Annotated in this window: 20 protein-coding genes and 2 tRNA genes; 8 read left to right on the top strand and 14 right to left on the bottom strand. The window is 58.7% G+C overall.

Going from position 1 to position 19,677, the window contains the following annotated elements; genetic code table 11:
- Window positions 1-112 precede the first annotated feature (112 nt).
- Complete coding sequence (locus tag PspS49_RS16395; protein ID WP_160040414.1) at window positions 113-1,138, bottom strand: alpha/beta hydrolase; 1,026 nt, start codon at window positions 1,136-1,138, stop codon at window positions 113-115.
- A 318-nt stretch (window positions 1,139-1,456) separates the two neighbouring features.
- Between PspS49_RS16395 and PspS49_RS16390 the strand changes: the two genes are divergently transcribed.
- Window positions 1,457-1,531: transfer RNA gene (locus tag PspS49_RS16390), tRNA-Gln, on the top strand.
- Window positions 1,532-1,644: 113 nt separating this feature from the next.
- Here PspS49_RS16390 and PspS49_RS16385 read toward each other — a convergent pair.
- The 3 genes from PspS49_RS16385 to gstA all read right to left on the bottom strand — a co-directional run bounded on the left by PspS49_RS16385 (window position 1,645) and on the right by gstA (window position 4,922).
- On the bottom strand, window positions 1,645-3,633 hold the full coding sequence (locus tag PspS49_RS16385; RefSeq protein WP_160040411.1) for a U32 family peptidase: 1,989 nt from the start codon (window positions 3,631-3,633) through the stop codon (window positions 1,645-1,647).
- 212 nt (window positions 3,634-3,845) lie between these two features.
- On the bottom strand, window positions 3,846-4,226 hold the full coding sequence (locus tag PspS49_RS16380) for a RidA family protein (RefSeq protein WP_127928194.1): 381 nt from the start codon (window positions 4,224-4,226) through the stop codon (window positions 3,846-3,848).
- Window positions 4,227-4,310: 84 nt separating this feature from the next.
- Window positions 4,311-4,922: a glutathione transferase GstA gene (gstA, locus tag PspS49_RS16375; RefSeq protein WP_160040408.1), complete on the bottom strand. Its 612-nt coding sequence runs from the start codon at window positions 4,920-4,922 to the stop codon at window positions 4,311-4,313.
- A 110-nt stretch (window positions 4,923-5,032) separates the two neighbouring features.
- Between gstA and PspS49_RS16370 the strand changes: the two genes are divergently transcribed.
- Both PspS49_RS16370 and PspS49_RS16365 read left to right on the top strand, forming a co-directional pair.
- Window positions 5,033-5,932 (top strand): transcriptional regulator GcvA, encoded by a 900-nt coding sequence (locus PspS49_RS16370; protein ID WP_174245125.1) that lies wholly within the window; start codon window positions 5,033-5,035, stop codon window positions 5,930-5,932.
- 123 nt (window positions 5,933-6,055) lie between these two features.
- Window positions 6,056-6,469 (top strand): cupin domain-containing protein, encoded by a 414-nt coding sequence (locus tag PspS49_RS16365; RefSeq protein ID WP_160040402.1) that lies wholly within the window; start codon window positions 6,056-6,058, stop codon window positions 6,467-6,469.
- 9 nt (window positions 6,470-6,478) lie between these two features.
- Here PspS49_RS16365 and PspS49_RS16360 read toward each other — a convergent pair whose 3' ends face one another.
- The 4 genes from PspS49_RS16360 to PspS49_RS16345 form a co-directional block, all read right to left on the bottom strand.
- Complete coding sequence (locus PspS49_RS16360) at window positions 6,479-6,688, bottom strand: hypothetical protein (RefSeq protein WP_160040399.1); 210 nt, start codon at window positions 6,686-6,688, stop codon at window positions 6,479-6,481.
- On the bottom strand, window positions 6,663-7,874 hold the full coding sequence (locus PspS49_RS16355; RefSeq protein WP_160040396.1) for an MFS transporter: 1,212 nt from the start codon (window positions 7,872-7,874) through the stop codon (window positions 6,663-6,665). The genes PspS49_RS16360 and PspS49_RS16355 overlap by 26 nt, the downstream gene beginning before the upstream one ends.
- Before the next feature lie 46 nt (window positions 7,875-7,920).
- Window positions 7,921-8,085, bottom strand: a complete 165-nt coding sequence (locus PspS49_RS16350; RefSeq protein ID WP_224790123.1) for an ectoine synthase — start codon at window positions 8,083-8,085, stop codon at window positions 7,921-7,923.
- 844 nt (window positions 8,086-8,929) lie between these two features.
- A tRNA-Ser gene (locus PspS49_RS16345) sits at window positions 8,930-9,017 on the bottom strand.
- 122 nt (window positions 9,018-9,139) lie between these two features.
- Between PspS49_RS16345 and PspS49_RS16340 the strand changes: the two genes are divergently transcribed.
- Window positions 9,140-9,811 (top strand): Bax inhibitor-1/YccA family protein, encoded by a 672-nt coding sequence (locus PspS49_RS16340; protein WP_007915443.1) that lies wholly within the window; start codon window positions 9,140-9,142, stop codon window positions 9,809-9,811.
- 87 nt (window positions 9,812-9,898) lie between these two features.
- Here PspS49_RS16340 and PspS49_RS16335 read toward each other — a convergent pair whose 3' ends face one another.
- Both PspS49_RS16335 and PspS49_RS16330 read right to left on the bottom strand, forming a co-directional pair.
- Window positions 9,899-10,216 (bottom strand): YceK/YidQ family lipoprotein, encoded by a 318-nt coding sequence (locus PspS49_RS16335; protein WP_150775361.1) that lies wholly within the window; start codon window positions 10,214-10,216, stop codon window positions 9,899-9,901.
- Between the two features lie 57 nt (window positions 10,217-10,273).
- On the bottom strand, window positions 10,274-10,711 hold the full coding sequence (locus tag PspS49_RS16330) for an Lrp/AsnC family transcriptional regulator (RefSeq protein ID WP_064381847.1): 438 nt from the start codon (window positions 10,709-10,711) through the stop codon (window positions 10,274-10,276).
- A 138-nt stretch (window positions 10,712-10,849) separates the two neighbouring features.
- Here PspS49_RS16330 and PspS49_RS16325 point away from each other — a divergent pair, with 138 nt between their 5' ends.
- The gene (locus PspS49_RS16325; protein ID WP_160040393.1) at window positions 10,850-11,743 is read left to right on the top strand and encodes a DMT family transporter; all 894 of its coding nucleotides are present in this window, start codon (window positions 10,850-10,852) and stop codon (window positions 11,741-11,743) included.
- A 3-nt stretch (window positions 11,744-11,746) separates the two neighbouring features.
- Here the strand turns inward: PspS49_RS16325 and PspS49_RS16320 are convergent, their stop codons facing one another.
- The 4 genes from PspS49_RS16320 to PspS49_RS16305 all read right to left on the bottom strand — a co-directional run bounded on the left by PspS49_RS16320 (window position 11,747) and on the right by PspS49_RS16305 (window position 15,920).
- Entirely contained in the window at window positions 11,747-12,787 is a 1,041-nt protein-coding gene (locus PspS49_RS16320; RefSeq protein ID WP_174245064.1) for an FUSC family protein, read from the bottom strand.
- 61 nt (window positions 12,788-12,848) lie between these two features.
- A complete protein-coding gene (locus PspS49_RS16315; RefSeq protein ID WP_127928088.1) occupies window positions 12,849-13,808 on the bottom strand; it encodes an HlyD family secretion protein in 960 nt (319 codons plus the stop codon).
- Between the two features lie 5 nt (window positions 13,809-13,813).
- Window positions 13,814-14,164: a DUF3302 domain-containing protein gene (locus PspS49_RS16310; RefSeq protein WP_038368661.1), complete on the bottom strand. Its 351-nt coding sequence runs from the start codon at window positions 14,162-14,164 to the stop codon at window positions 13,814-13,816.
- A 130-nt stretch (window positions 14,165-14,294) separates the two neighbouring features.
- Window positions 14,295-15,920 carry an NADP-dependent glyceraldehyde-3-phosphate dehydrogenase gene (locus PspS49_RS16305; RefSeq protein WP_150751057.1) on the bottom strand — a complete coding sequence of 542 codons (1,626 nt, stop codon included), beginning with the start codon at window positions 15,918-15,920 and terminating at the stop codon, window positions 14,295-14,297.
- A 365-nt stretch (window positions 15,921-16,285) separates the two neighbouring features.
- On the opposite strand from PspS49_RS16305, the gene PspS49_RS16300 reads away from it, so the two are divergent.
- From PspS49_RS16300 to PspS49_RS16290, 3 genes are all read left to right on the top strand, one after another.
- Window positions 16,286-16,642, top strand: a complete 357-nt coding sequence (locus PspS49_RS16300; protein ID WP_127928084.1) for a c-type cytochrome — start codon at window positions 16,286-16,288, stop codon at window positions 16,640-16,642.
- Window positions 16,643-16,718: 76 nt separating this feature from the next.
- A complete protein-coding gene (locus PspS49_RS16295; RefSeq protein WP_174245124.1) occupies window positions 16,719-18,047 on the top strand; it encodes a D-arabinono-1,4-lactone oxidase in 1,329 nt (442 codons plus the stop codon).
- A gap of 74 nt (window positions 18,048-18,121) precedes the next feature.
- Window positions 18,122-19,330 (top strand): DSD1 family PLP-dependent enzyme, encoded by a 1,209-nt coding sequence (locus PspS49_RS16290; protein ID WP_174245123.1) that lies wholly within the window; start codon window positions 18,122-18,124, stop codon window positions 19,328-19,330.
- The last annotated feature ends 347 nt before the right edge of the window (window positions 19,331-19,677 follow it).

Here is a 19,677-nt window from a genome sequence, read left to right as displayed (position 1 = left end):
TGAGCCTGCTCGCGATGGCGTCCGTTCAGGCAAAGCATCTGCAAAAAGTGACCATCCCTCCACCCTCAAATAATCAAGCAGTCAGCCATTGCGGCTGACTGCTTTTTTGTTTCTACAGGTGATCGGCGTCGATCACGGCTTTGGCAAACGCCTGCGGATCTTCCTGCGGCAGGTTGTGCCCAGTCCCGCCATTGATCAAACGGAACTGATACTTGCCGGTAAAGCGCTTGGCGTAATCCTCCGGCGCCGGATGCGGCGCACCGTTGGCGTCGCCTTCAAGGGTAATGGTCGGCACGCTGATCGACGGCGCGGTGGCGAGTTTCTGCTCCAGCGCGGCGTATTTCGCCTCGCCCTGAACCAGGCCCAACCGCCAGCGGTAATTGAACACGGTGATGTCGACATGATCGGGGTTCTCCAGCGCCTTGGCGCTGCGGTCGAACGTGGCGTCATCAAACTTCCACTGCGGCGAAGCGGTCTGCCAGATCAATTTGGCGAAGTCGTGGGTGTTCTTCTCATACCCGGCACGGCCACGGTCAGTCGCAAAGTAGAACTGATACCACCACTGCAATTCCGCCTTGGGCGGCAGCGGGTTCTGCCCGGCGGCCTGATTGCCGATCAGATAACCGCTGACCGACACCAGCGCTTTCACCCGTTCCGGCCACAACGCCGAAACGATGCCTGCCGAACGCGCACCCCAGTCATAACCGCCGAGCACCGCTTGCTTGATCTTCAGCGCGTCCATGAAGTCGATGACGTCACTGGCCAGCGCCGCCGGTTGGCCATTGCGCAGGGTGTCTTTCGAAAGGAACTGCGTATCGCCATAACCCCGCGCATACGGCATCAACACCCGATAACCCTTGGCTGCGAGCAACGGCGCGACTTCGTCGTAGCTGTGAATGTCGTAGGGCCAGCCGTGCAACAGGATCACCACCGGGCCATCGGCAGGGCCGGTTTCGGCGTAGGCCACGTCGAGTACGCCGGCCTTCACATGTTTGAGCGGGCCGAAGGGCGAGGGCGCGGAATAGCTGGCGGCGGCGGGTTCAGCGGTTTGCGCCTGAGCGCTGCCAAAAGCGAACAACGACAAAGCCAGAATCGACAAACCGAACGCGGTTTTGCGGATGTGCAGTGCCATCTTCATGGTGACGTCTCCTTTGCGAGCCTTTGGCCAAGGGTTCTGAATGAACACCTGAAACCTTGAGTGCATTTGAGCGCGGAGACGTATCTGGGCTGTGTCGAAGAACGGCTTTATCGAAAGTCGATGTGTCGCGGTGGGGTTCGTACACAGTGTGATACACAGCGATAAACCGACTCAGCCTGGACCTGATTCAGGCCAAAATAATAAGTCGCTGTTTTAAAACAAAAAATATTTCATTCCGCGCTTCACAAAGCGGAAAAACCTTGGTAAATTGCGCCCCGTTCTCACAGCGAACCTAACGGAGTAGCTGGAAAGAGCAGTAGGGGCGTCGCCAAGCGGTAAGGCAGCAGGTTTTGATCCTGCCATGCGTTGGTTCGAATCCAGCCGCCCCTGCCATATTCGAAAAAACGCCAACTTCGCAAGAAGTTGGCGTTTTTTTATGCCTGCGATTTGGCCAGGCTTGGTAAAGAAGGTGTGCGCGGCGCCGAAGCACCGCGCACGCCGTCCACTCAGTGCGGTGCGCGCGGAATGGTTTTCATCAGGTCTTCAGGACTGATATGGCCGACCACGCTGCCCGGTTGCGGCAGGTTGAGGATGTGGCCTTTCATCTTGCCGATGATGTGCATTTCGCACGGCTTGCAATCGAACTTCAGCGTCAGCACTTCATCGCCGTGGATCAACTGCATCGGCGCAACTTTGGTGCGCACGCCGGTCACGCCTTTCGCCTGTTTCGGGCACAGGTTGAAGGAGAAACGCAGGCAGTGCTTGGTGATCATCACCGGCACTTCGCCCGGCTCTTCGTGAGCTTCGTACGCCGCGTCGATCAGCTTGACGCCATGACGGTGGTAGAAGTCGCGCGCCTTCTGGTTGTAGACGTTGGCGAGGAACGTCAGGTGCGAATCCGGGTACACCGGCGGTGGGCTGGTTTCGGCTTTACGGCCGCCACGCGGGTGAGCGGCGACACGGGCGGCGGTCAGGTTCTCGATCACTTCACGGCGCAGGGATTTGAGCTGCGAGTTGGGGATGAAGAACGCCTGTGGCGCATCCAGTTTGATATCGGTGGCGTGGTACTGCGTGGTGCCGAGCTGGCCGAGCAGATCGCGCAATTGTTCCAGCGCTTGCTCAGGCTTGTTGGCCACACCGAACGGACCGGCGAGGGTGACGCTGGCGCTGATGCCTTCTTCACTGGTGGCGGTCACTTCCAGCTGTTCTTCACGCAGACGAGCGACCCAGCTCAGGGCCACGCGACGCTCCGAAGAGGTCTTCTGTAGCGCCTGCTGCCAGTTGTGATCGAGGTTGCGATTCAACGGATGATTCGGGCGCAGCTTGTACAGGCCTTCGGGCATCTCGTTCGGCTCGACGCGATAGCGGTAGCGCTTCTCGCCGTCTTCTTCGAATTCACCTTTTGCTTCGGCGATGTTGGCGCGGAAACCGACCACTTCGCGTTTGACCAGCACGTTCAAGCCGTCGCCGTTGGACAGCGGCTCCTGGGTGACGACCTGCATGTCGCGTTTGCCGACTTTCTCGACTGTGCCCACTGGCAGACCGGTGAAGGTAGGCGAGTCGAAGGCGCCGATGTCGATCTTGCGATCAGTGACAAAGTAATCGGTGCTACCCCGGTGGAAAGTCTTTTCCGGGTCCGGCAGGAAGAAGTGCGCGGTGCGGCCGCTGGAGGCACGGGCCAGATCCGGGCGGTCTTCGAGCACGTCGTCGAGGCGCTGGCGGTAATAGGCGGTGATGTTTTTCACATAGCCCATGTCCTTGTAGCGACCTTCGATCTTGAACGAACGCACACCGGCTTCAACCAATGCGCGGATGTTGGCGCTCTGGTTGTTGTCTTTCATCGACAACAGGTGTTTTTCGTAGGCGATCACGCCACCCTTTTCATCTTTCAGGGTGTACGGCAAGCGGCAGGCCTGCGAGCAGTCGCCACGGTTGGCGCTGCGCCCGGTCTGCGCGTGGGAAATGTTGCACTGGCCGGAGAAGGCCACGCACAACGCGCCATGGATGAAGAATTCGATGGCAGCGTCGGTTTCGTCGGCGATCGCACGGATTTCCTGCAGGTTCAGCTCACGGGCCAATACCAGTTGCGAGAAACCGGCCTGATCGAGGAACTTCGCCCGCTCCAGCGTACGAATGTCGGTCTGGGTCGAGGCGTGCAGCTCGATCGGCGGAATGTCCAGCTCCATCACGCCCAGATCCTGAACGATCAGCGCGTCGACACCAGCGTCGTACAACTGATGGATCAGCTTGCGCGCCGGCTCCAGTTCGTTGTCGTGCAGGATGGTGTTGATGGTGGTGAAGATGCGCGCGTGATACTTGCGGGCAAATTCCACCAGTTCGGCGATTTCGCCGACTTCGTTGCAGGCATTGTGGCGCGCGCCGAAGCTTGGGCCGCCGATGTACACGGCGTCAGCGCCGTGGAGGATCGCCTCACGGGCGATGGCCACATCGCGGGCAGGGCTGAGCAATTCCAGATGATGCTTGGGCAAGGACATAGTTTTTTTAGTCAGGCTGTCACGGTTAGGCGCGCATTCTACCCGTGAAACGCGCGCCCGGCACGCCTGTGCTGCCCGATGGCAGCTGACACTGCACAACCCCCTGTGGGAGCGAGCCTGCTCGCGAAGGGGCCATCACATTCAGCATCAATGGCGCCTGAACTGAAGCCTTCGCGAGCAGGCTCGCTCCCACAGGGTTTGGCGGTGTGAGGTCAGGCCTTGGCCGCCATCGCAGTCACTTCCACACGCATTCCTTCAACCGCCAGCGAGGCCACACCCACTGCCGCACGCACCGGCCACGGCTTGGCAAAGAAACGTTTGTAAACCTCATTGAATGCGGCGCGATCGGCCATGTCGGTCAGGTAAATGGTCAAGTGCATCACCCGATCCATCGAGCTGCCGGCACGTTCCAGCGCAAGCTTCAGTGCTTGCAGGGTGCATTCGCTTTGCAGGGTGATATCGCCCAGTTCCAGGCTGCCGTCGGCGCGGGTCGGGATTTGCGTGGAGACCATGATGCCGTTGAACGTGGTGACGTCCGAAGAGATCGAGTCTGCGTCCGGGTCCGGAGTGAAAATGATGTCTTGGTTGGCCATGCTGATCCCTTGTTTGAGAGAGTGAAGATCGCGGCAGTTTACAGCTTCAGGGACGAGATGGCCCGCTCGATGCCCTGATGATGTTCAGACCGGCAGCGTCGCTGCTTCCGCCGCCGTCGCTGCAATTACGCAGGGGCGGGCGGCGATGCGACGACTATAGGCGGCAAGGGCGGGCCAGGCTGAGATGTCGATGTAGAAGACTGGCAGCCACGTCAGTACGGTAAACAGATAGGCATCGGCGATGCCGAATGTGCCGGTGAGGTAGTCCTGATTCGCCAGTTGCCGATTCAGGTAGTCCAGGCGCTTGAACAGCCTGTCCCGGAAGATCGCTTTCACCGATTGCGCGATGTCGGCATTGAACAGCGGTGCACTACCACCATGAATCTCCGAGCTGATGAAGTTCAGATGCTCCTGCAGACGCGTGCGCTCCCAGGTGCCCAGCGCGGGCGCCAGTTTGTTGCCGGGCACCTGATCGACCAGAAACTGCAGGATCGCCGGGCCTTCCGTCAGTACCTCACCGTTATCCAGTAACAGCGCGGCGACATAGCCCTTCGGGTTTATCTCTTGAAAGTCACGCCCGTCGGCGGTGCGTTTGCTGTGGTTGTTGACGCGAACCAGTTCGAAGGGCAAACCCAGTTCCCGCAGCACAATATGCGGGGAAAGCGAGCAAGTCATCGGCGCGAAATACAGTTTCATGGCACTTCCTGGCAATGTGAGAGGCGCCACAATCGTTTACCCGCGCAGCTTTCGCAAAGGTCATTTACGGTGCTAGCGTATGACAAAATCTCATGAGTACCATCAACTCCATGACTGTTTCACTGCCCTCACTCAACGGATTGCGAGCCTTTGAAGCCGCTGCCCGGCACATGAGTTTTACCAAGGCTGCCGAAGAACTCAACGTCACCCAAACGGCTGTCAGCCACCAGATTCGTCGACTCGAAGCGGAGCTGGGTGTTCATTTGTTTCTGCGACTCGCCGAGGGGGTGGCGCTTAGCGAAGAAGGGCAGGCCTATCTGCCGGGCATTCGTGCGGCGTTTCAGGAGCTGCGCTATTCGACTGAGCAATTGCTTGAAGGACGCCACAAAAGCGTACTGACTATCAGCACCCTGGTGTCCGTGGCATCGAAGTGGTTGCTGCCGCGACTGCCGTCCTTTCAGCAGGCGTTTGCCGATATCGATGTGCGGATCAGTGCGTCCACTGAGCTGGTCGATTTTCGCAAGGGCACTATCGATGCGGCGATTCGTTACGGGCGTGGTGACTGGAAGGGCTTGCAGGCCGACTTTTTGATGTCCGATGAAATCTTTCCGGTGTGCAGCCCCGCATTGGCGAAGACGCTGAGCACGCCCGCAGATCTGGCCAGGCACACAATGCTGCAAGTCAGCGGCGTGACGGCCACTGACTGGAGCACCTGGCTAAGCGCTGCGGGCCAACCGCTGCAGTTGGCCGAGGGACCACGGTTGACCTTCGATCTGGCGATGATGGCGGTGCAGGCAGCGGTTGACGGGCAGGGCGTATGCATTGGCCGCTCGACCTATGTCGAAGACGATCTGCGGGCCGGGCGTCTGGTCGTACCCTTCGATCTGCGCTTGAAAGATCAATTGGGTTTTTATCTGGTGACGCCGCGTGAAACGGCACAGGTGAAGAAAATCGTCGCCTTCAGGGCATGGCTGTTGGCGCAGCCGCTAGCCAGAGAAACCTTTGTATAAGCGTGTATCAATCTGCCGTGGATACACACGTGAACAATAAACCCGGGGTTTACGACACATCCTCCCTACATGACCCGCTCAAAGTAGAGGCCACCACACCACTACGTTCGAGAGGGCAACACCATGCATCGTCCACTGTTACTGGCCAGCGCCGCGATACTCGCTTCAATGATCGGCATCACCCATGCGGCTGACGCACCGGCCAAGAGTTGGCAACAAGGCTTGAGCCGCACGGACCTGGTTCGCCAGGATCTCGGGGCCGCCGAGCGCGAAGTGATTCAGGCACGCGTCGATTTCGAACCGGGCGTGACCTCGCCAAGACACGCGCATCCCGGTGTTGAGGTCGCGTATGTGATCAGCGGTACTTTCGAATATCAACTGGAGGGCAGGGCGCCGGTGACGCTGAAAGCGGGGGATTCGTTGTTCATTCCGCAAGGTGTGGCGCATGTCGCCAAAAACGTGGGTGCGGACAAGGGTTCGGAATTGGCGACTTACATCGTCAAGAAGGGTGAGCCGTTGCTGATCCTCAAGCCTTAGGCCCTTGGCTCAATGGAGAGTCGCCGCTCGGCGACTTTCTCCAATCCTGATTCGATCGAGCGCCCGGTTCAACGCATCGAGCGCATCGAGCAGGGCTTTGGCCTCGGCCTCTCGACCTTCGCCCCAGAGGCGCTCGGCCATTTTGTTTAAAGCCTGGATCGAGCGCTCGATGTCGGCGGCGGTAGCTTTGTTTTCAGGGGGCGGTGGATTCTTCGGCATTCAGGGTTCCTCTGCTGACGGCAAACCACCATACCGCTACGGCACCCAGCAGCATAGTCAGCACGGCCAGAATCAGGATCACCCCTTGCGTACCCACGCTTGAGGCCAGCAACGCCACCAGCAACCCCGCCAAAGGTTGCGAGAGGTTGTTGAGCAAGGTGATCACGCCCACGGTCTTGCCGAAGTCCTTGGCCGGAATCACCCGCTGGCGGATGCTGCGCATGTAGATGTTGAACATCTTGTCGAAGCCGACGATCAGCAGGAATCCCAGCACATAGCCGGCCAGATTCGGACTCAGGGCGCTGACCAGCGCACCTGCGGCAATCATTGAATAAGCGAGCCCGCCGAGTATCCGTTGCGGCAGTTCAACCCGTGCGAGGAAGAACAGAATGATGATGGTGGTCACCGCGCCCGCTGCCTGTAGCCCGGCATAGGCATCCTTGCCGGCACTGAACTCGCCGATCACCATCGCTGCCGAAGTAGCGAGAGTGACGCCGACGATCAGGTTGACCCCAACCGCCAGCAGGATGATTTTCTTCAGTTCCGCCAGCTCGCGGATGTGACCAAAAGCGATACGCAGCGGTTGCAGCCAGATGTCCTGATGCTGCTCGAACACTTCCAGCGTGATGCGGCTGAGGCGTTGCCAGACCAGCATGCTCAGGTCCGCCAGCAGGAAGAGCCCGGCGACCCACAGCACCACCCAATGCCACGCCCAGACTTCCAACAGCAATGCAGCCACCAGCGGCCCGAGCACCAGCCCGGTCTGATCGGCGATCTGCGAATAGGACAAGGTCTTGGTGTAGCTGTAGTGTTGGAAAATGTGTGGCATCAGCACCTCTCGGGCCATGATGCCCTGAGTGGTCAGTACGCCGCATAGCGCTGACAGCACGACGACCCAGGCGATACCGCCGAAGAGGGCAAACATGCCTACTGCCAGCAGACAAAGCAGCGCACGGTAAACCTGGCTGATGTGCAGAATCCTGATCGGCGAAAACTTGTCGCACAGGGCTCCGCACAGCGGAAACGCGAGAAAGCGCGGCAGCGATTCGACGAAAAACGCCAAACCCGCCCAGGAAGCACTGTTGGTAGTCTGGAACACCACCAACGGCACGATGAACAATAGAATCTGATCCGCTAGTCGCGAGAGGAACAGCGAGGTGAAAAATGCCAGGTAATCCTTGCGCAAAGTGAACTCCTTGTTATTGACAGTCAGGCGCGCGGCCAGCTGTGCTTCAGTATGCCGATCCTAGGCTGTCATTGAGATTATGCCGCTCATCCCCGCGCTTGGGCGGGTTGAATACGCTGGCGAGGATCAGGTCTTGCTCCTTGCTCCCGCGCAGGTAATGACGATCGTGTTGGTCGAGTACAAGAAAAAAACGTCGGTTGAGTGACTGCAATTTTGACGAGCTGTTTGCCGGCGGCTGGCCGATATTTGCCGTGTTTCAGGACACTTTCAAGAATGACGCCAAGGAAGAGCAGAATGCTTAAAGCAATAACGGTCTGTTGTGCTGTGTTTTTTTCTTCTTCTCAGGCGGGAAAAGCCCAGACGCATCCGGGCCCTTAATGGAAGGATTCAGCGCGAATTCATGTCTTTTGCGATCTTGACGGTCGATCTTTCTCTGCGCCTCCGAAGCCAGCTAAAGAGCGCATGCACCGGGTGCAAAAAAGCCGTAAGCACGCCTATGAGCATGATGACAAAGATGATGATTAGCGGGACGCTTTCGTGCGAGAACATGGTGGGTTACTCCTGTAGTCACTATGTCGGAACCCGCAGCCTAGACGCATCGAGCCTTGTTTTCGATGAACGTATGTTCATTCTCTGGCTCTTGAATTGTGATACGGCGCCGCAGAGAAGATTTTCAAAGCGTACGAGTTCGCAATGCAAAGCCAGTGAGCTGTTTTTGAACCTATAGGGGCACAGCGTCTCCACAGGAATTGAGGGCTGATGGGCCGTTGCACACCTTCACCTCATCACTTTCGAAGTTGAAGATTGACCTGCTGATAGTGCCCAGCAGATTCCCGTTGCCGATCTGAACGACGTTATAGGTCGAGGCGCCGCGGTAGGCATTCGTGACGTGTAATCACCGACCTATAGCCTCGGAAAACAGCCTGATTTGTGGGACGGCGCAGTGGGAGTCCTTTACAACTCACAGGCGGGAACGCATCTGGCACGACAGAAATTTTTCAGAACGCCAGAAACGACAAAGCCCTGAATAATCAGGGCTTTGTCGGTACCAAATATGGCGGAGGCGATGGGATTCGAACTCATGGACCTGTTACAGTCGACGGTTTTCAAGACCGTTGCCTTAAACCACTCGGCCACACCTCCGTTGCGTTGCGGGCGCCATAATACCTGAATGAAACACACTGTCAAACTCTCTGCATGGCTTGTTACAGAGCGTCTGTTATGATCTTTGCGACTGAACGTTTCAAACCAACAGGAGTGTCGCCATGCGCGAACAGGATTACGCAGTTAATAACAGCGTGCAGGCTGAGCAGCTAGAGGTTAGCCGCGTCCTGCGCAACACTTACGGCCTACTGGCTCTGACCCTCGCATTCAGCGGCGTCATGGCTTTTGTTGCCCAGCAGATGCGTGTTGGCTACCCGAACATTTTCGTGGTGCTGATCGGCTTCTACGGGCTGTTCTTCCTCACCAACAAACTCCGTGATTCCGCGTGGGGCCTGGTGTCCGCTTTTGCGCTGACCGGTTTCATGGGTTTCCTGCTCGGCCCGATCCTCAACCGTTACCTGGGCATGCAGGGCGGCGCTGAAGTGGTCAGCTCGGCGTTCGCGATGACCGCGCTGGTGTTCGGTGGTCTGTCGGCCTACGTGCTGATCACCCGCAAGGACATGAGCTTCCTCGGTGGTTTCATCACCGCTGGTTTCTTCGTGTTGCTGGGTGCAACGCTGGCAAGCTTCTTCTTCCAGGTCAGCGGCCTGCAACTGGCGATCAGCGCAGGTTTCGTGCTGTTCTCGTCCGTGTGCATCCTGTTCCAGACCAGCGCCATCATCCACGGCGGCGAGCGTAACTACATCATGGCGACCATCAGCCTGTATGTATCGATCTACAACCTGTTCATCAGCTTGTTGCAGATCTTCGGCATCATGAGCCGCGACGACTGATCGCTGGCTGTGAAATAACAAAAAACCCGCTTCGGCGGGTTTTTTGTTGTCTGCAGGAAAGCGGTTCTGTCCCGTGCCCGGGACTATTCAGTTGATAACGATGCTGCCGTCAGTCTGTTGTTTGTAAATGGTGTAGGGCAGCAACAAGGTGTCGAGCACCCCGGAAGCCACGGCATCAATCGCCCAGCCGGGCAGGGCTGCGTTGTACTTGTTACCTTCGTCTATCGGTGCATGCAGACTGCAGAAGTCATACATCACGCCGCTGTAGATTCGTGGTACCGCCCCGCAATAGGATTTGTTCGATTTCAAATCGTCTATGGCAACCTGGTCGTCGCGCACGACCGTCTGCACTGTCCCGCAACCACTCAACACTAATGCCATCAGCATCATTGCCTTAACTTTCATACCGCCAATCCTTCGCCGGAAAAACTTCAATCTACGCCGAACGTGTGGAAAAAGCACTTAGGCCATCGGCGGCAAACGACGCTTCACCGGCGTCTTCTTGACGATCGCGGTGTTGGTTTCGGCCAAGGTATTGAGGCGGTCGAGCAGGGTGTCCAGCTGTTCCATTGAGCGCACATGCAAGCGCGCGATAAAACAATCCTCGCCCGTCACCTTGTCGCACTCGGTGAATTCGGGAATCGACAGGATCTGCCGCTCCACCTCCTGTAACTGCCCCGGCAGCGGGCGTACCCGTACGATCGCCTGCAATTGGTAGCCAAAGCATTTCGGGTCGATCTCCACGGTATAGCCCTTGAGCACACCGCGCTCTTCCAGTCGACGCAAACGCTCGGCCACGCTTGGTGACGACAGTCCACTGATTTGTGCCAGGGCTTTGAGCGAGCGCCGTGAATCCTCCATCAATGCGCCGATGAGGATCTGATCAATATCGTCAGTCATGAAAAAACTCCAGCATTAGGCAATTGATGAAAACTACCCACGATAAAAAAGGCAGATTGCGAGTTTAGCCTGCTTTTTGCTCTGGAGCGTTTGCGTGTTCGCTTGACATACTTTTCACACACACTCAGGAGATAGATGATGGACAACACACTCCGTCACGGCTCATTCGAAATGACCGCTGCCATGCTGATATCCGGGACAATCGGCTGGTTCGTGCTGGTCTCCGGGCAACCGGTGCTCGACGTGGTGTTCTGGCGCTGTGTATTCGGGGCCGGCACCTTGCTGCTGATCTGTGCCGCTTTCGGCTTTCTGCGCCCGGGCATTCTGACCCGCACCACATTCCTGCTCGCAGTGCTGAGCGGGATGGCGATTGTCGGTAACTGGGTGTTGTTGTTTGCCTCGTACTCCCGCGCCTCGATTGCCATTGGCACGGCGGTGTACAACGTGCAGCCGTTTATGCTGGTCGGGTTGGCGGCGCTGTTTCTCGGCGAAAAAATCACCCTGCAGAAGCTGTTCTGGCTGGCGATTTCCTTCACGGGCATGTTGGCGATCGTCGGTGCCCACGGAACTCAGGGCGAGAGCGGCAACGACTATCTGATGGGCATTGCGTTGGCGTTGGGTGCGGCGTTTCTCTATGCGATTGCCGCGCTGATCATCAAACGCCTGACCGGCACGCCACCGCATCTGATAGCGCTGATTCAGGTGTGCACCGGAATTTTGCTGCTGGCGCCGTTCGCGCATTTCAGCGCATTGCCGCAAGCACCGAGTGCCTGGGCCAGTCTGGTGACGCTGGGCATCGTTCACACCGGCCTGATGTATGTGCTGCTGTACGGCGCCATCCAGAAATTGCCGACCGCATTGACCGGCGCATTGTCGTTCATCTACCCGATTGCGGCGATCTTCGTCGATTGGTTCGCGTTCGGCCATCGCTTGGAAACCCTGCAATGGGTCGGTGTCGCGGCAATCCTGCTGGCCGCCGCCGGCATGCAACAGGGCTGGGGCCTGAAGTCCCGGCGGCTGGCCGCGCAGTAACCCTCAGATGTTCCAGTGCGGCGCGGTTTTCGCCAGGCGCTGGCGCATCTCGCCGATGTTCGCCACCAGTTGCCGGGTTAGCAGTCGGTAGCCATCCAGCGTGCTGTAAACCGGCGCATCGAGGTTGGCTTCCGGCAACTCCAGTGGCTTGTCCAGGCGTTGCGAAGCGCCGGTTTTCAACGCCCGGGCCATGCCGATCAGTTGCACGCGAATCTGCCGGTGCTCGGCCTTTAGCGCTGATTGCAGATGCGCCATGGCTTCTGGATCGTTGGCATCCGGTCGCGTGTTGCCGAGGATCTCCAGCGTGCTGATGCACATGCGCAGATTGCGCTGGATGGCATCGAGTTCGGTCATGGAAATCTTCACTTCCTTGGACACTGACGGCATCAGTGAACGCAACTGCACCATCACCGCGCCGAGACGGCCCATTAATTTCAGATGCTCATCGGCGCTGACCGGTTGGCTGCCGATGATCCGCCCATACACCGTAGCGCAATCACGCAGGGCATCGGCGAGGTTGTAGCGCCACGAATACACCGCGTAGAGCGGCAGGGCAAAAGAGAAGGCCAGAGCGAGGGCAATCCCGATGAGAATATCGACGCCGCGCCACAAGCCGTCGGTGATCGGGTTGTCACCATGTCCGGCGACAATGAACACGGTAATCGCCGAGAGCAGGGCAGTGTAACCACCCTTGCCAATCGCGTGATAAGAGAAGAAACCGCAGACCACCGCCATCGCAAAATACGTCAGCCACGGCATGCCAAGCCACGCCTGCTGCGCCACCAGCAGCAAACCGACGCCGGCACCGATCAAGGTGCCGGTGGCGCGTTCGGCGGCTTTTTTGCCGATGTTGCCGTGATGCTGCAAACCGCCGATCACCACCAGCATGGTCACCGAGGCCCATTCGCCGTGGGGCAGATTGATGCCGGTGGTCAGCAGGATCGTTGCCAGCAAGCCGAGGGCCACGCGCACCGCATGGATCAGCCGCGCGTGCCGGTAACGTCGATAGGGATCAAGCAACGGACGCAGGACACGGCGCAGCAAGGGCGGAAGTCGATGGGTGCTGTAAGTACTCAGTGCGGGCCTCTCGTGATTGGGCTTCAGGTCAATGGAAAGGGAAAATGTAATTCATCCATGCTGCCATACGCAGGAGGATTTTGCGCATCGTGCCAATGTGATGGAAGTGCTGACTGTACAACGCGGCCTGCCCGTAAGCACCGCCCGGCATCAGCTTGCTGTACTGGGCGAAGGCCGGATCGGTGATTTCGATGATCACCGGCACACGCCCGGCCGGCGGCGAACCGGTATAGCCGATCAGTGTGCCGGAAGGCTGCACCTGGCCTTCGGCAATCACACCGATGACGTTTTTCACCCGGCCGGCGAACACCTTGCCGGGAATGCCGTCGAACGCGACTTCTGCCTCATCCCCGACGGTCAGGCGCAGCAGGCTGTTCTGGCGCATCCACGCGGCAAAATATTGGCCTTCCTCGGGAATGAACACCATCGACGGACGCAATGGCAACTTGCTCGCCATCATCCCCGGCCGCAAGGACACGTGAGTGACGAAGCCTTTGCTCGGCGCGCGAACGGTGGTGTTGTCTAGCTCAAACTGGGCGTTGTCCAGCTGCGCCTGCAGATCATCGGTGCGGGCGATGGCCGCATCCAGTTCGCGCTGGGTGCCGAAGTTGCGTCGGATCAATTCGGTGATCCGGTAGCGATCACCCTTGGCGGCGATCAATTGCGCCTTGAGCGATTTCACCCGGTTTTGAAACGGCGTAGGGTCGATGCGAAACAGCACGTCGCCTTTTTCCAGCGGCTCGTTACCCTTCACCGGCACGTCGATCACCTGGCCGCTGACGATGGGAATCACCGGCACAGACACGAAGTACGTGCGCGCCACCTCAGAGTAGGGATGGTTGTAGTTCATGGTAAAAATCAAGGCGCCGATCATCAGGATGCCGCCCAGTACGGCGGTGGGCACCGTCCATTTGTTCAGCGGGATACGGAAGATCTTGAATACTGCGACGCAGATCGCGGCGTAAGTCAGGATAAGGAGCAGATCCATGGTGTTCAGCCCTCCCGGTTGTGGGGAGCAGTGGCATTCAGCGCTTCGAGTCGTTCGAGGCGTCCTTGCAGTTCGACCACCTGTTGCTCCAGGCGAACGACATGGTTTTGCACGGATTTACCGTCACCGAAACCCCAGCCGCGATCTTCTCGATAGGCCATCGCCCAGATCCACAGGAAAGGCCAGAGCGCATGCAGCGTGAACAGACTAACCCAGCCAGTGGCATGGATCGCATCCTGATGCGGGTGTTTACGATGAACGGCAATCTCATAGGGAATGTCGTGCAACACGATGATCCCGTAAAACAGTACGAGCCCGGCAAACACCAAAACCCCTAGCGCAAAGTAATCCAGCATGGTCAAGCTCCCGGCATCCAGCACAGTGCTGGCATCAGTGTAGCCACTGATTTGCCGGGCGCTTGGCGACTTTGGATCAGAAGCGGATGCCGTCGTCTTTTTGCTTATTCACGATTCCGGTGACAGTCGATCAGAAGATGTAATCGGTGGTCAGGAAGCTCGAATCACGTCCGCGAATGATCTCGCTGATCAGGTCCTTGTTGCTGTCCTGGAACTTGGTCGCCACCAGCGTACGGATCGAGAACACCCGCAACGCATCGTGTACCGACAGCGTGCCTTCCGCCGAATTCTTGCGGCCATTGAACGGATAGGTGTCCGGACCGCGTTGGCATTGCGCGTTGAGGTTGATCCGCCCGACCTGGTTGGCAAAGGTGTCGACCAGACGGCCGACCGCCACCGGGTTGGTGCCGAAGATGCTCAGTTGCTGGCCAAAATCCGACTCCAGCACATAGTCGATCACGGTATCGAGATGGCGGTAAGGCACGATCGGCACCACCGGGCCGAATTGCTCTTCCTGATAGACGCGCATTTGCGGGTTCACCGGGTACAGCACCGCCGGGTAGAAGAACGACTCTCGTGATTCGCCGCCATTGGGGTTGACCACTTCGGCGCCTTTGCTGCGCGCATCCGCCACCAGACCATGCAGATAATCGACCTTGCCCGACTCCGGCAACGGCGTCAGCGACACACCGCTGTCCCACGGCATGCCCGGTTTCAGCGTGGCCAGTTTGGCGTTGAATTTTTCGATGAAGCTGTCAACCACGTCTTCGTGGACGAAGAGGATTTTCAGCGCGGTGCAGCGCTGGCCGTTGAACGACAGTGAACCGGTGACCGCTTCGCTGACGGCGTTGTCCAGATCGACTTCCGGCAAGACGATGCCGGGGTTCTTCGCATCCAGCCCCAGCGCAGCGCGCAAGCGGTGAGGTTTCGGGTGGAGTTTCTTCAGGTCGCTGGCGGCCTTGTTGGTGCCGATAAAGGCGAAGATGTCGATCTTGCCGCTGGCCATCAAGGCGCTGACGGTTTCCCGGCCGCTGCCGTAGATCACGTTGATAACACCGGTCGGAAAGCTGTCGCGGAACGCTTCCAGCAGAGGACGGATCAGCAGCACGCCGAGCTTGGCCGGTTTGAACACCACGGTGTTGCCCATGATCAATGCCGGGATCAGCGTGGTGAAGGTTTCGTTCAGCGGATAGTTGTAAGGGCCCATGCACAGGGCGACGCCGAGCGGCACGCGGCGGATCTGCCCGAGGGTGTCCTGTTCCAGCTCGAAACGGCTGGAGCGGCGGTCGAGTTCCTTGAGTGCATTGATGGTGTCGACGATGTAGTCACAGGTGCGGTCGAACTCTTTTTCCGAGTCCTTGAGGTTCTTGCCGATCTCCCACATCAACAGCTTCACCACGGCATCGCGCTGTTGGCGCATGCGGCCAAGGAAGGCTTCGACGTGCTGGATGCGTTCGGCCACGCGCATGGTCGGCCACAGGCCCTGGCCACGGTCGTAGGCACGTACGGCGGCGTCGAGGGCGGTGAGGGCGGTGTCGGCATCGAGCAGCGGCGTGCTGCCGAGAATCACTTGTTCGTCGCCGTTGTCACCTTTCAGATAGACCGGGCTGCGCACGGTGGCAAGCGGGCCGTCCCAACGGCGCAACTGGCCGTCGACCAGATATTCGCGTTGCTCGACCTGAGCGTCGAGGCGGTATTTTTCCGGGATGTCGCTGACAGAAGGGAACAGGTTGCCAAGGATGTTTGTTGTGGTCATGTCGCTACCCCGTGTTGATGTCCGTATGCAGATCAAAAAGCCTTCACAGGTTATACGCCTGAATGCGCCGGAATTTAAACCCGCAAATGTCACCCGAATGTCACGCAGAGGCGCAAAACAGAGCTTTAAGGAGAGCACGAAACCGCTGGCCTGATCGTTCCCACGCTCCGCGTGGGAATGCAGCCCGGGACGCTCTGCGTCCCATTGGAACGCGGAGCGTCCCTTGAGGCATTCCCACGCAGAGCGTGGGAACGATCATCGGGGGAGAGGGCTGGCCCCGTTTGCCCCCCTCGCTGTCCCGCAATGCCCTCAACCCGTAGCAGCCGCTGCCTTAAGGTGTGAGCACAACAATAAGCGAGGCCGTTATGCGGGCAATCCGACTCACTCTACTGCTGGCGTTGGCCGTGGCGCTGCCCGGCTGCGGCGAAGACCCCAAACCCCCGGCCACCATCCACAACAACGCCATGCCCAAAGACCCGGCACTGGCGCAGATCTACACCAACAGCTGCCAGCTCTGCCACGCCAACCCGGCGGCCAACGCACCACTGACCGGCGACCGCAAAGCCTGGGAACCGCGCATCCGGCAGGGCGCCGACACGCTGCTCGACCACGCCATCAACGGCTACAACGGCATGCCGCCGATGGGCCAGTGTGTCGAGTGCAGCGAAGAGCAATTCCTGCAACTGATCGGCTTCATGGCCGACCAGCCCCTCCCTCAATAAGGTGCCCGGCATGACGATGGATCTGACACGGCGTCAGTTGTTGCAACGGGCAAGCATCGTCGGTGCGTTCAGTGCGTTGGCGAGCCACCCGGCATTGGGCCAATTGATGCGTGCGCCGCGTTTGATTCCGTGGCGCAACTGGTCGGGCGGGCAGAGTTGCCTGCCGGCGGCGCGACTGGCGCCGAAGAATCTTGATGAACTGGTGGCCGCTATCCAGCAGGCGCAAGGCAAGATCCGCCCGGTCGGCTCGGCGCACTCGTTCAGCGCTTTGGTGCCCACCGACGGCACACTCTTGTCGCTGAGTTACTTCACCGGCCTGCTCGATCATGACGCGAAAACCTTACAAGCCGAATTTGCCGCCGGTACGCCGATGTCACGCATGGGCCAGCCGTTGAAAGACATCGGCCAGGCCCTGCAAAACATGGCCGACATCGATTATCAGACCCTGGCCGGCGCGATTGCCACGTCGACCCACGGCACCGGCAAAAACTTCCAGTCCTACTCGGCGCACGTCTGCGGCATGCAACTGGTGACCGCCAATGGCGAGGTGCTCGACTGCGACAGTCAGCGTCATTCTGAAGTCTTCAATGCCGCGCGCGTGTCCCTCGGTGCCCTCGGTGTGGCAACAAAAATCCGTCTGCAAAACCGTCCGGCCTATCGCCTGCGCGAGCGCCAATGGATCGCCAAAACCGAAGAACTGCTCGAAGACCTCGACAACAACACCCGTGAAAACCAACACTGGGAAATGCTCGTCGTCACCCATTCCGATTACGCCTTGTCCATCGCCCTCAACGAAACCGACGACCCGGCCACGCCGCCGATCAGTCCGGAAGAAGAGGGCGGCAACGAGTTCGTCACCCTGATCGAAAAGATCGACAAGTACGGCAGCGACTTTCCCGACCTGCGCCGCACGCTGCTCAACAGCCTGCGCCATCTGGCCAGTTTCGATGACCGCGTCGGCGACTCGTTCGACATCTACGCCAACGTGCGCACCGTGCGTTTCAACGAAATGGAATATTCGGTACCCGCCGAACACGGCCCGGCCTGCCTGCGCGAAATCCTCAAGCTGATCCAGGATAAGGATCTGCGCACCTGGTTTCCCATCGAGTACCGCTACGTCAAGGCGGATAACATTGCGTTGAGCATGTTCGAGGGCCGCGACAGCTGTTCGATCTCGGTGCACCAGCATTATCAGATGGATCATCACAACTTCTTTGCGGCGGTCGAACCGATCTTCTGGAAGTACAACGGCCGGCCGCACTGGGGCAAATTGCACACGCTCAACGCAAAGAACCTGCAACCGCTGTATCCGCGCTGGCGCGAGTTTGTCGACGTGCGCCAGGCGCTGGATCCGAGCGGACGCTTTCTCAATGCGCATCTGGCGTCGATTCTGGGGGTGAGTTGATGGCGGTCAATCGACGTAACTTTCTTCTCGGTACGTTGGGTGTCGGCGCTCTCTTGGTCGGTGTTGGCGCGTGGTTGCGCCCAGGGGATCACGGCGCGCCGTACAGCGACTATTTCCGCGCGCTGAACAAAGAATTGAAGGACAACGGGCCAATGCGTCCGGTGCTGCTCATCGATCTCGATCGTCTCGATCACAACATTGATGTGGTGATGCAATCGGTCAAGCGCGGCGGCAAACAATTGCGTCTGGTGGAGAAGTCGCTGCCGTCACCGGGGCTGTTGAGCTACATCGCACAACGTGCCGGAACGCAGAAGCTGATGTCGTTTCATCAGCCGTTTCTCAATCACGATGCACAGGTTTTTCCGCAGTCCGACATTCTGCTCGGCAAGCCATTGCCGGTGCGTTCGGCAGAGCTGTTTTATCAATCCCACAAAGGCCCGTTCGATCCCGCGAAGCAACTGCAATGGCTGCTCGACAGTCCTGAACGTTTGCAGCAATACCTTGCGTTGGCGCAGGGCTTGGGCACACGGATGCGCATCAACATCGAACTGGATGTCGGCCTGCATCGTGGCGGCGTCAGTGATGTGAATGTCCTTGGGCAAATGCTCACGCTGATCAGCGCCAACCCGCAGCATCTGGAATTCGCCGGGTTCATGGGTTACGACCCATTCGTGGGCATGGGCGTGCCGGGAGTTCTCGGCTCGCCCGAGGAGCTGTTCGCCAAGGTCATGGTGATTTATCAGCGCTGCGTCGATTTCACCCGGCAGCAATTTCCCGTGTTGTGGCATGACGGTTTGTGCCTGAACACCGCGGGCAGCCCGAGTTATCGCATTCACGAAAACGAGAAACTGAGTACCGAGGTTTCTGTGGGCACGGCGATGCTCAAACCGACGCACTATGATTTGCCATCGCTCACCGCGCATGTGCCCGCGACCTACATCGCCACGCCAGTTCTAAAAAGCACGGGGGCTGTGAACATCCCGGCGCTGGATGACAAGTCAAAACTGTTCTCGTGGTGGGACGCGAATCAGCGTCAGGCTTTCTTCATCTATGGCGGCAACTGGATGGCCGAGTTCGAATCGCCCGCTGGTCTGCAAAGCAACGGCGTGTATGGCCGCAGCTCCAATCAGGAAATGGTCAATGGCTCCAGCGCCGTCGGCCTGACCATCGAAGATCAAGTCTTCCTGCGCCCGACCCAGACCGAAGCCGTGCTCCTGCAATTCGGCGATCTGCTCGCCGTGCGCAACGGCAAGATCGTCGACACCTGGCCCGTCTACACCTGACTTCCAACCACAAACAATCCCCTTGTGGGAGCGAGCCTGCTCGCGAAAGCGTCCCGTCAGTCACCTTCTAATTGACTGGCACACCGCTTTCGCGAGCAGGCTCGCTCCTACAGGGTTTTGTGTTGTCTGTTAAATCCCGATCAATTCTGTAATGAAGCTTTTATGACAAAAGTTCGGTAGCACATCGCCAGTCCGGTCATGCCTATGTAACGCGCTTGAGGGGCCCAACAGGGCGCTTTTCACAAGCCGAGGCGGGACGCCGGGAGTGAGGCAATGGGGACTATGGAACGCTACTCGAAAGTGGGCATGCAGGAACTCGATCAACGCCTGTCGAAGATCGTCGAAGC

The organism is Pseudomonas sp. S49 (assembly GCF_009866785.1).
Taxonomy (GTDB): Bacteria; Pseudomonadota; Gammaproteobacteria; order Pseudomonadales; family Pseudomonadaceae; genus Aquipseudomonas.
This window is presented reverse-complemented; position numbering and strand designations above follow the sequence as displayed.

Coding starts and splice junctions, on each gene's coding strand:
- PspS49_RS16360 (WP_160040399.1), bottom strand. CDS start 6,688: ATGCCGAAGAATCCACCGCCCCCTGAAAACAAAGCTACCGCCGCCGAC.
- PspS49_RS16395 (WP_160040414.1), bottom strand. CDS start 1,138: ATGAAGATGGCACTGCACATCCGCAAAACCGCGTTCGGTTTGTCGATT.
- PspS49_RS16330 (WP_064381847.1), bottom strand. CDS start 10,711: ATGACTGACGATATTGATCAGATCCTCATCGGCGCATTGATGGAGGAT.
- PspS49_RS16380 (WP_127928194.1), bottom strand. CDS start 4,226: ATGGCCAACCAAGACATCATTTTCACTCCGGACCCGGACGCAGACTCG.
- PspS49_RS16365 (WP_160040402.1), top strand. CDS start 6,056: ATGCATCGTCCACTGTTACTGGCCAGCGCCGCGATACTCGCTTCAATG.
- PspS49_RS16300 (WP_127928084.1), top strand. CDS start 16,286: ATGCGGGCAATCCGACTCACTCTACTGCTGGCGTTGGCCGTGGCGCTG.
- PspS49_RS16310 (WP_038368661.1), bottom strand. CDS start 14,164: ATGCTGGATTACTTTGCGCTAGGGGTTTTGGTGTTTGCCGGGCTCGTA.
- gstA (WP_160040408.1), bottom strand. CDS start 4,922: ATGAAACTGTATTTCGCGCCGATGACTTGCTCGCTTTCCCCGCATATT.
- PspS49_RS16370 (WP_174245125.1), top strand. CDS start 5,033: ATGACTGTTTCACTGCCCTCACTCAACGGATTGCGAGCCTTTGAAGCC.
- PspS49_RS16335 (WP_150775361.1), bottom strand. CDS start 10,216: ATGAAAGTTAAGGCAATGATGCTGATGGCATTAGTGTTGAGTGGTTGC.
- PspS49_RS16325 (WP_160040393.1), top strand. CDS start 10,850: ATGGACAACACACTCCGTCACGGCTCATTCGAAATGACCGCTGCCATG.
- PspS49_RS16340 (WP_007915443.1), top strand. CDS start 9,140: ATGCGCGAACAGGATTACGCAGTTAATAACAGCGTGCAGGCTGAGCAG.
- PspS49_RS16385 (WP_160040411.1), bottom strand. CDS start 3,633: ATGTCCTTGCCCAAGCATCATCTGGAATTGCTCAGCCCTGCCCGCGAT.
- PspS49_RS16315 (WP_127928088.1), bottom strand. CDS start 13,808: ATGGATCTGCTCCTTATCCTGACTTACGCCGCGATCTGCGTCGCAGTA.
- PspS49_RS16305 (WP_150751057.1), bottom strand. CDS start 15,920: ATGACCACAACAAACATCCTTGGCAACCTGTTCCCTTCTGTCAGCGAC.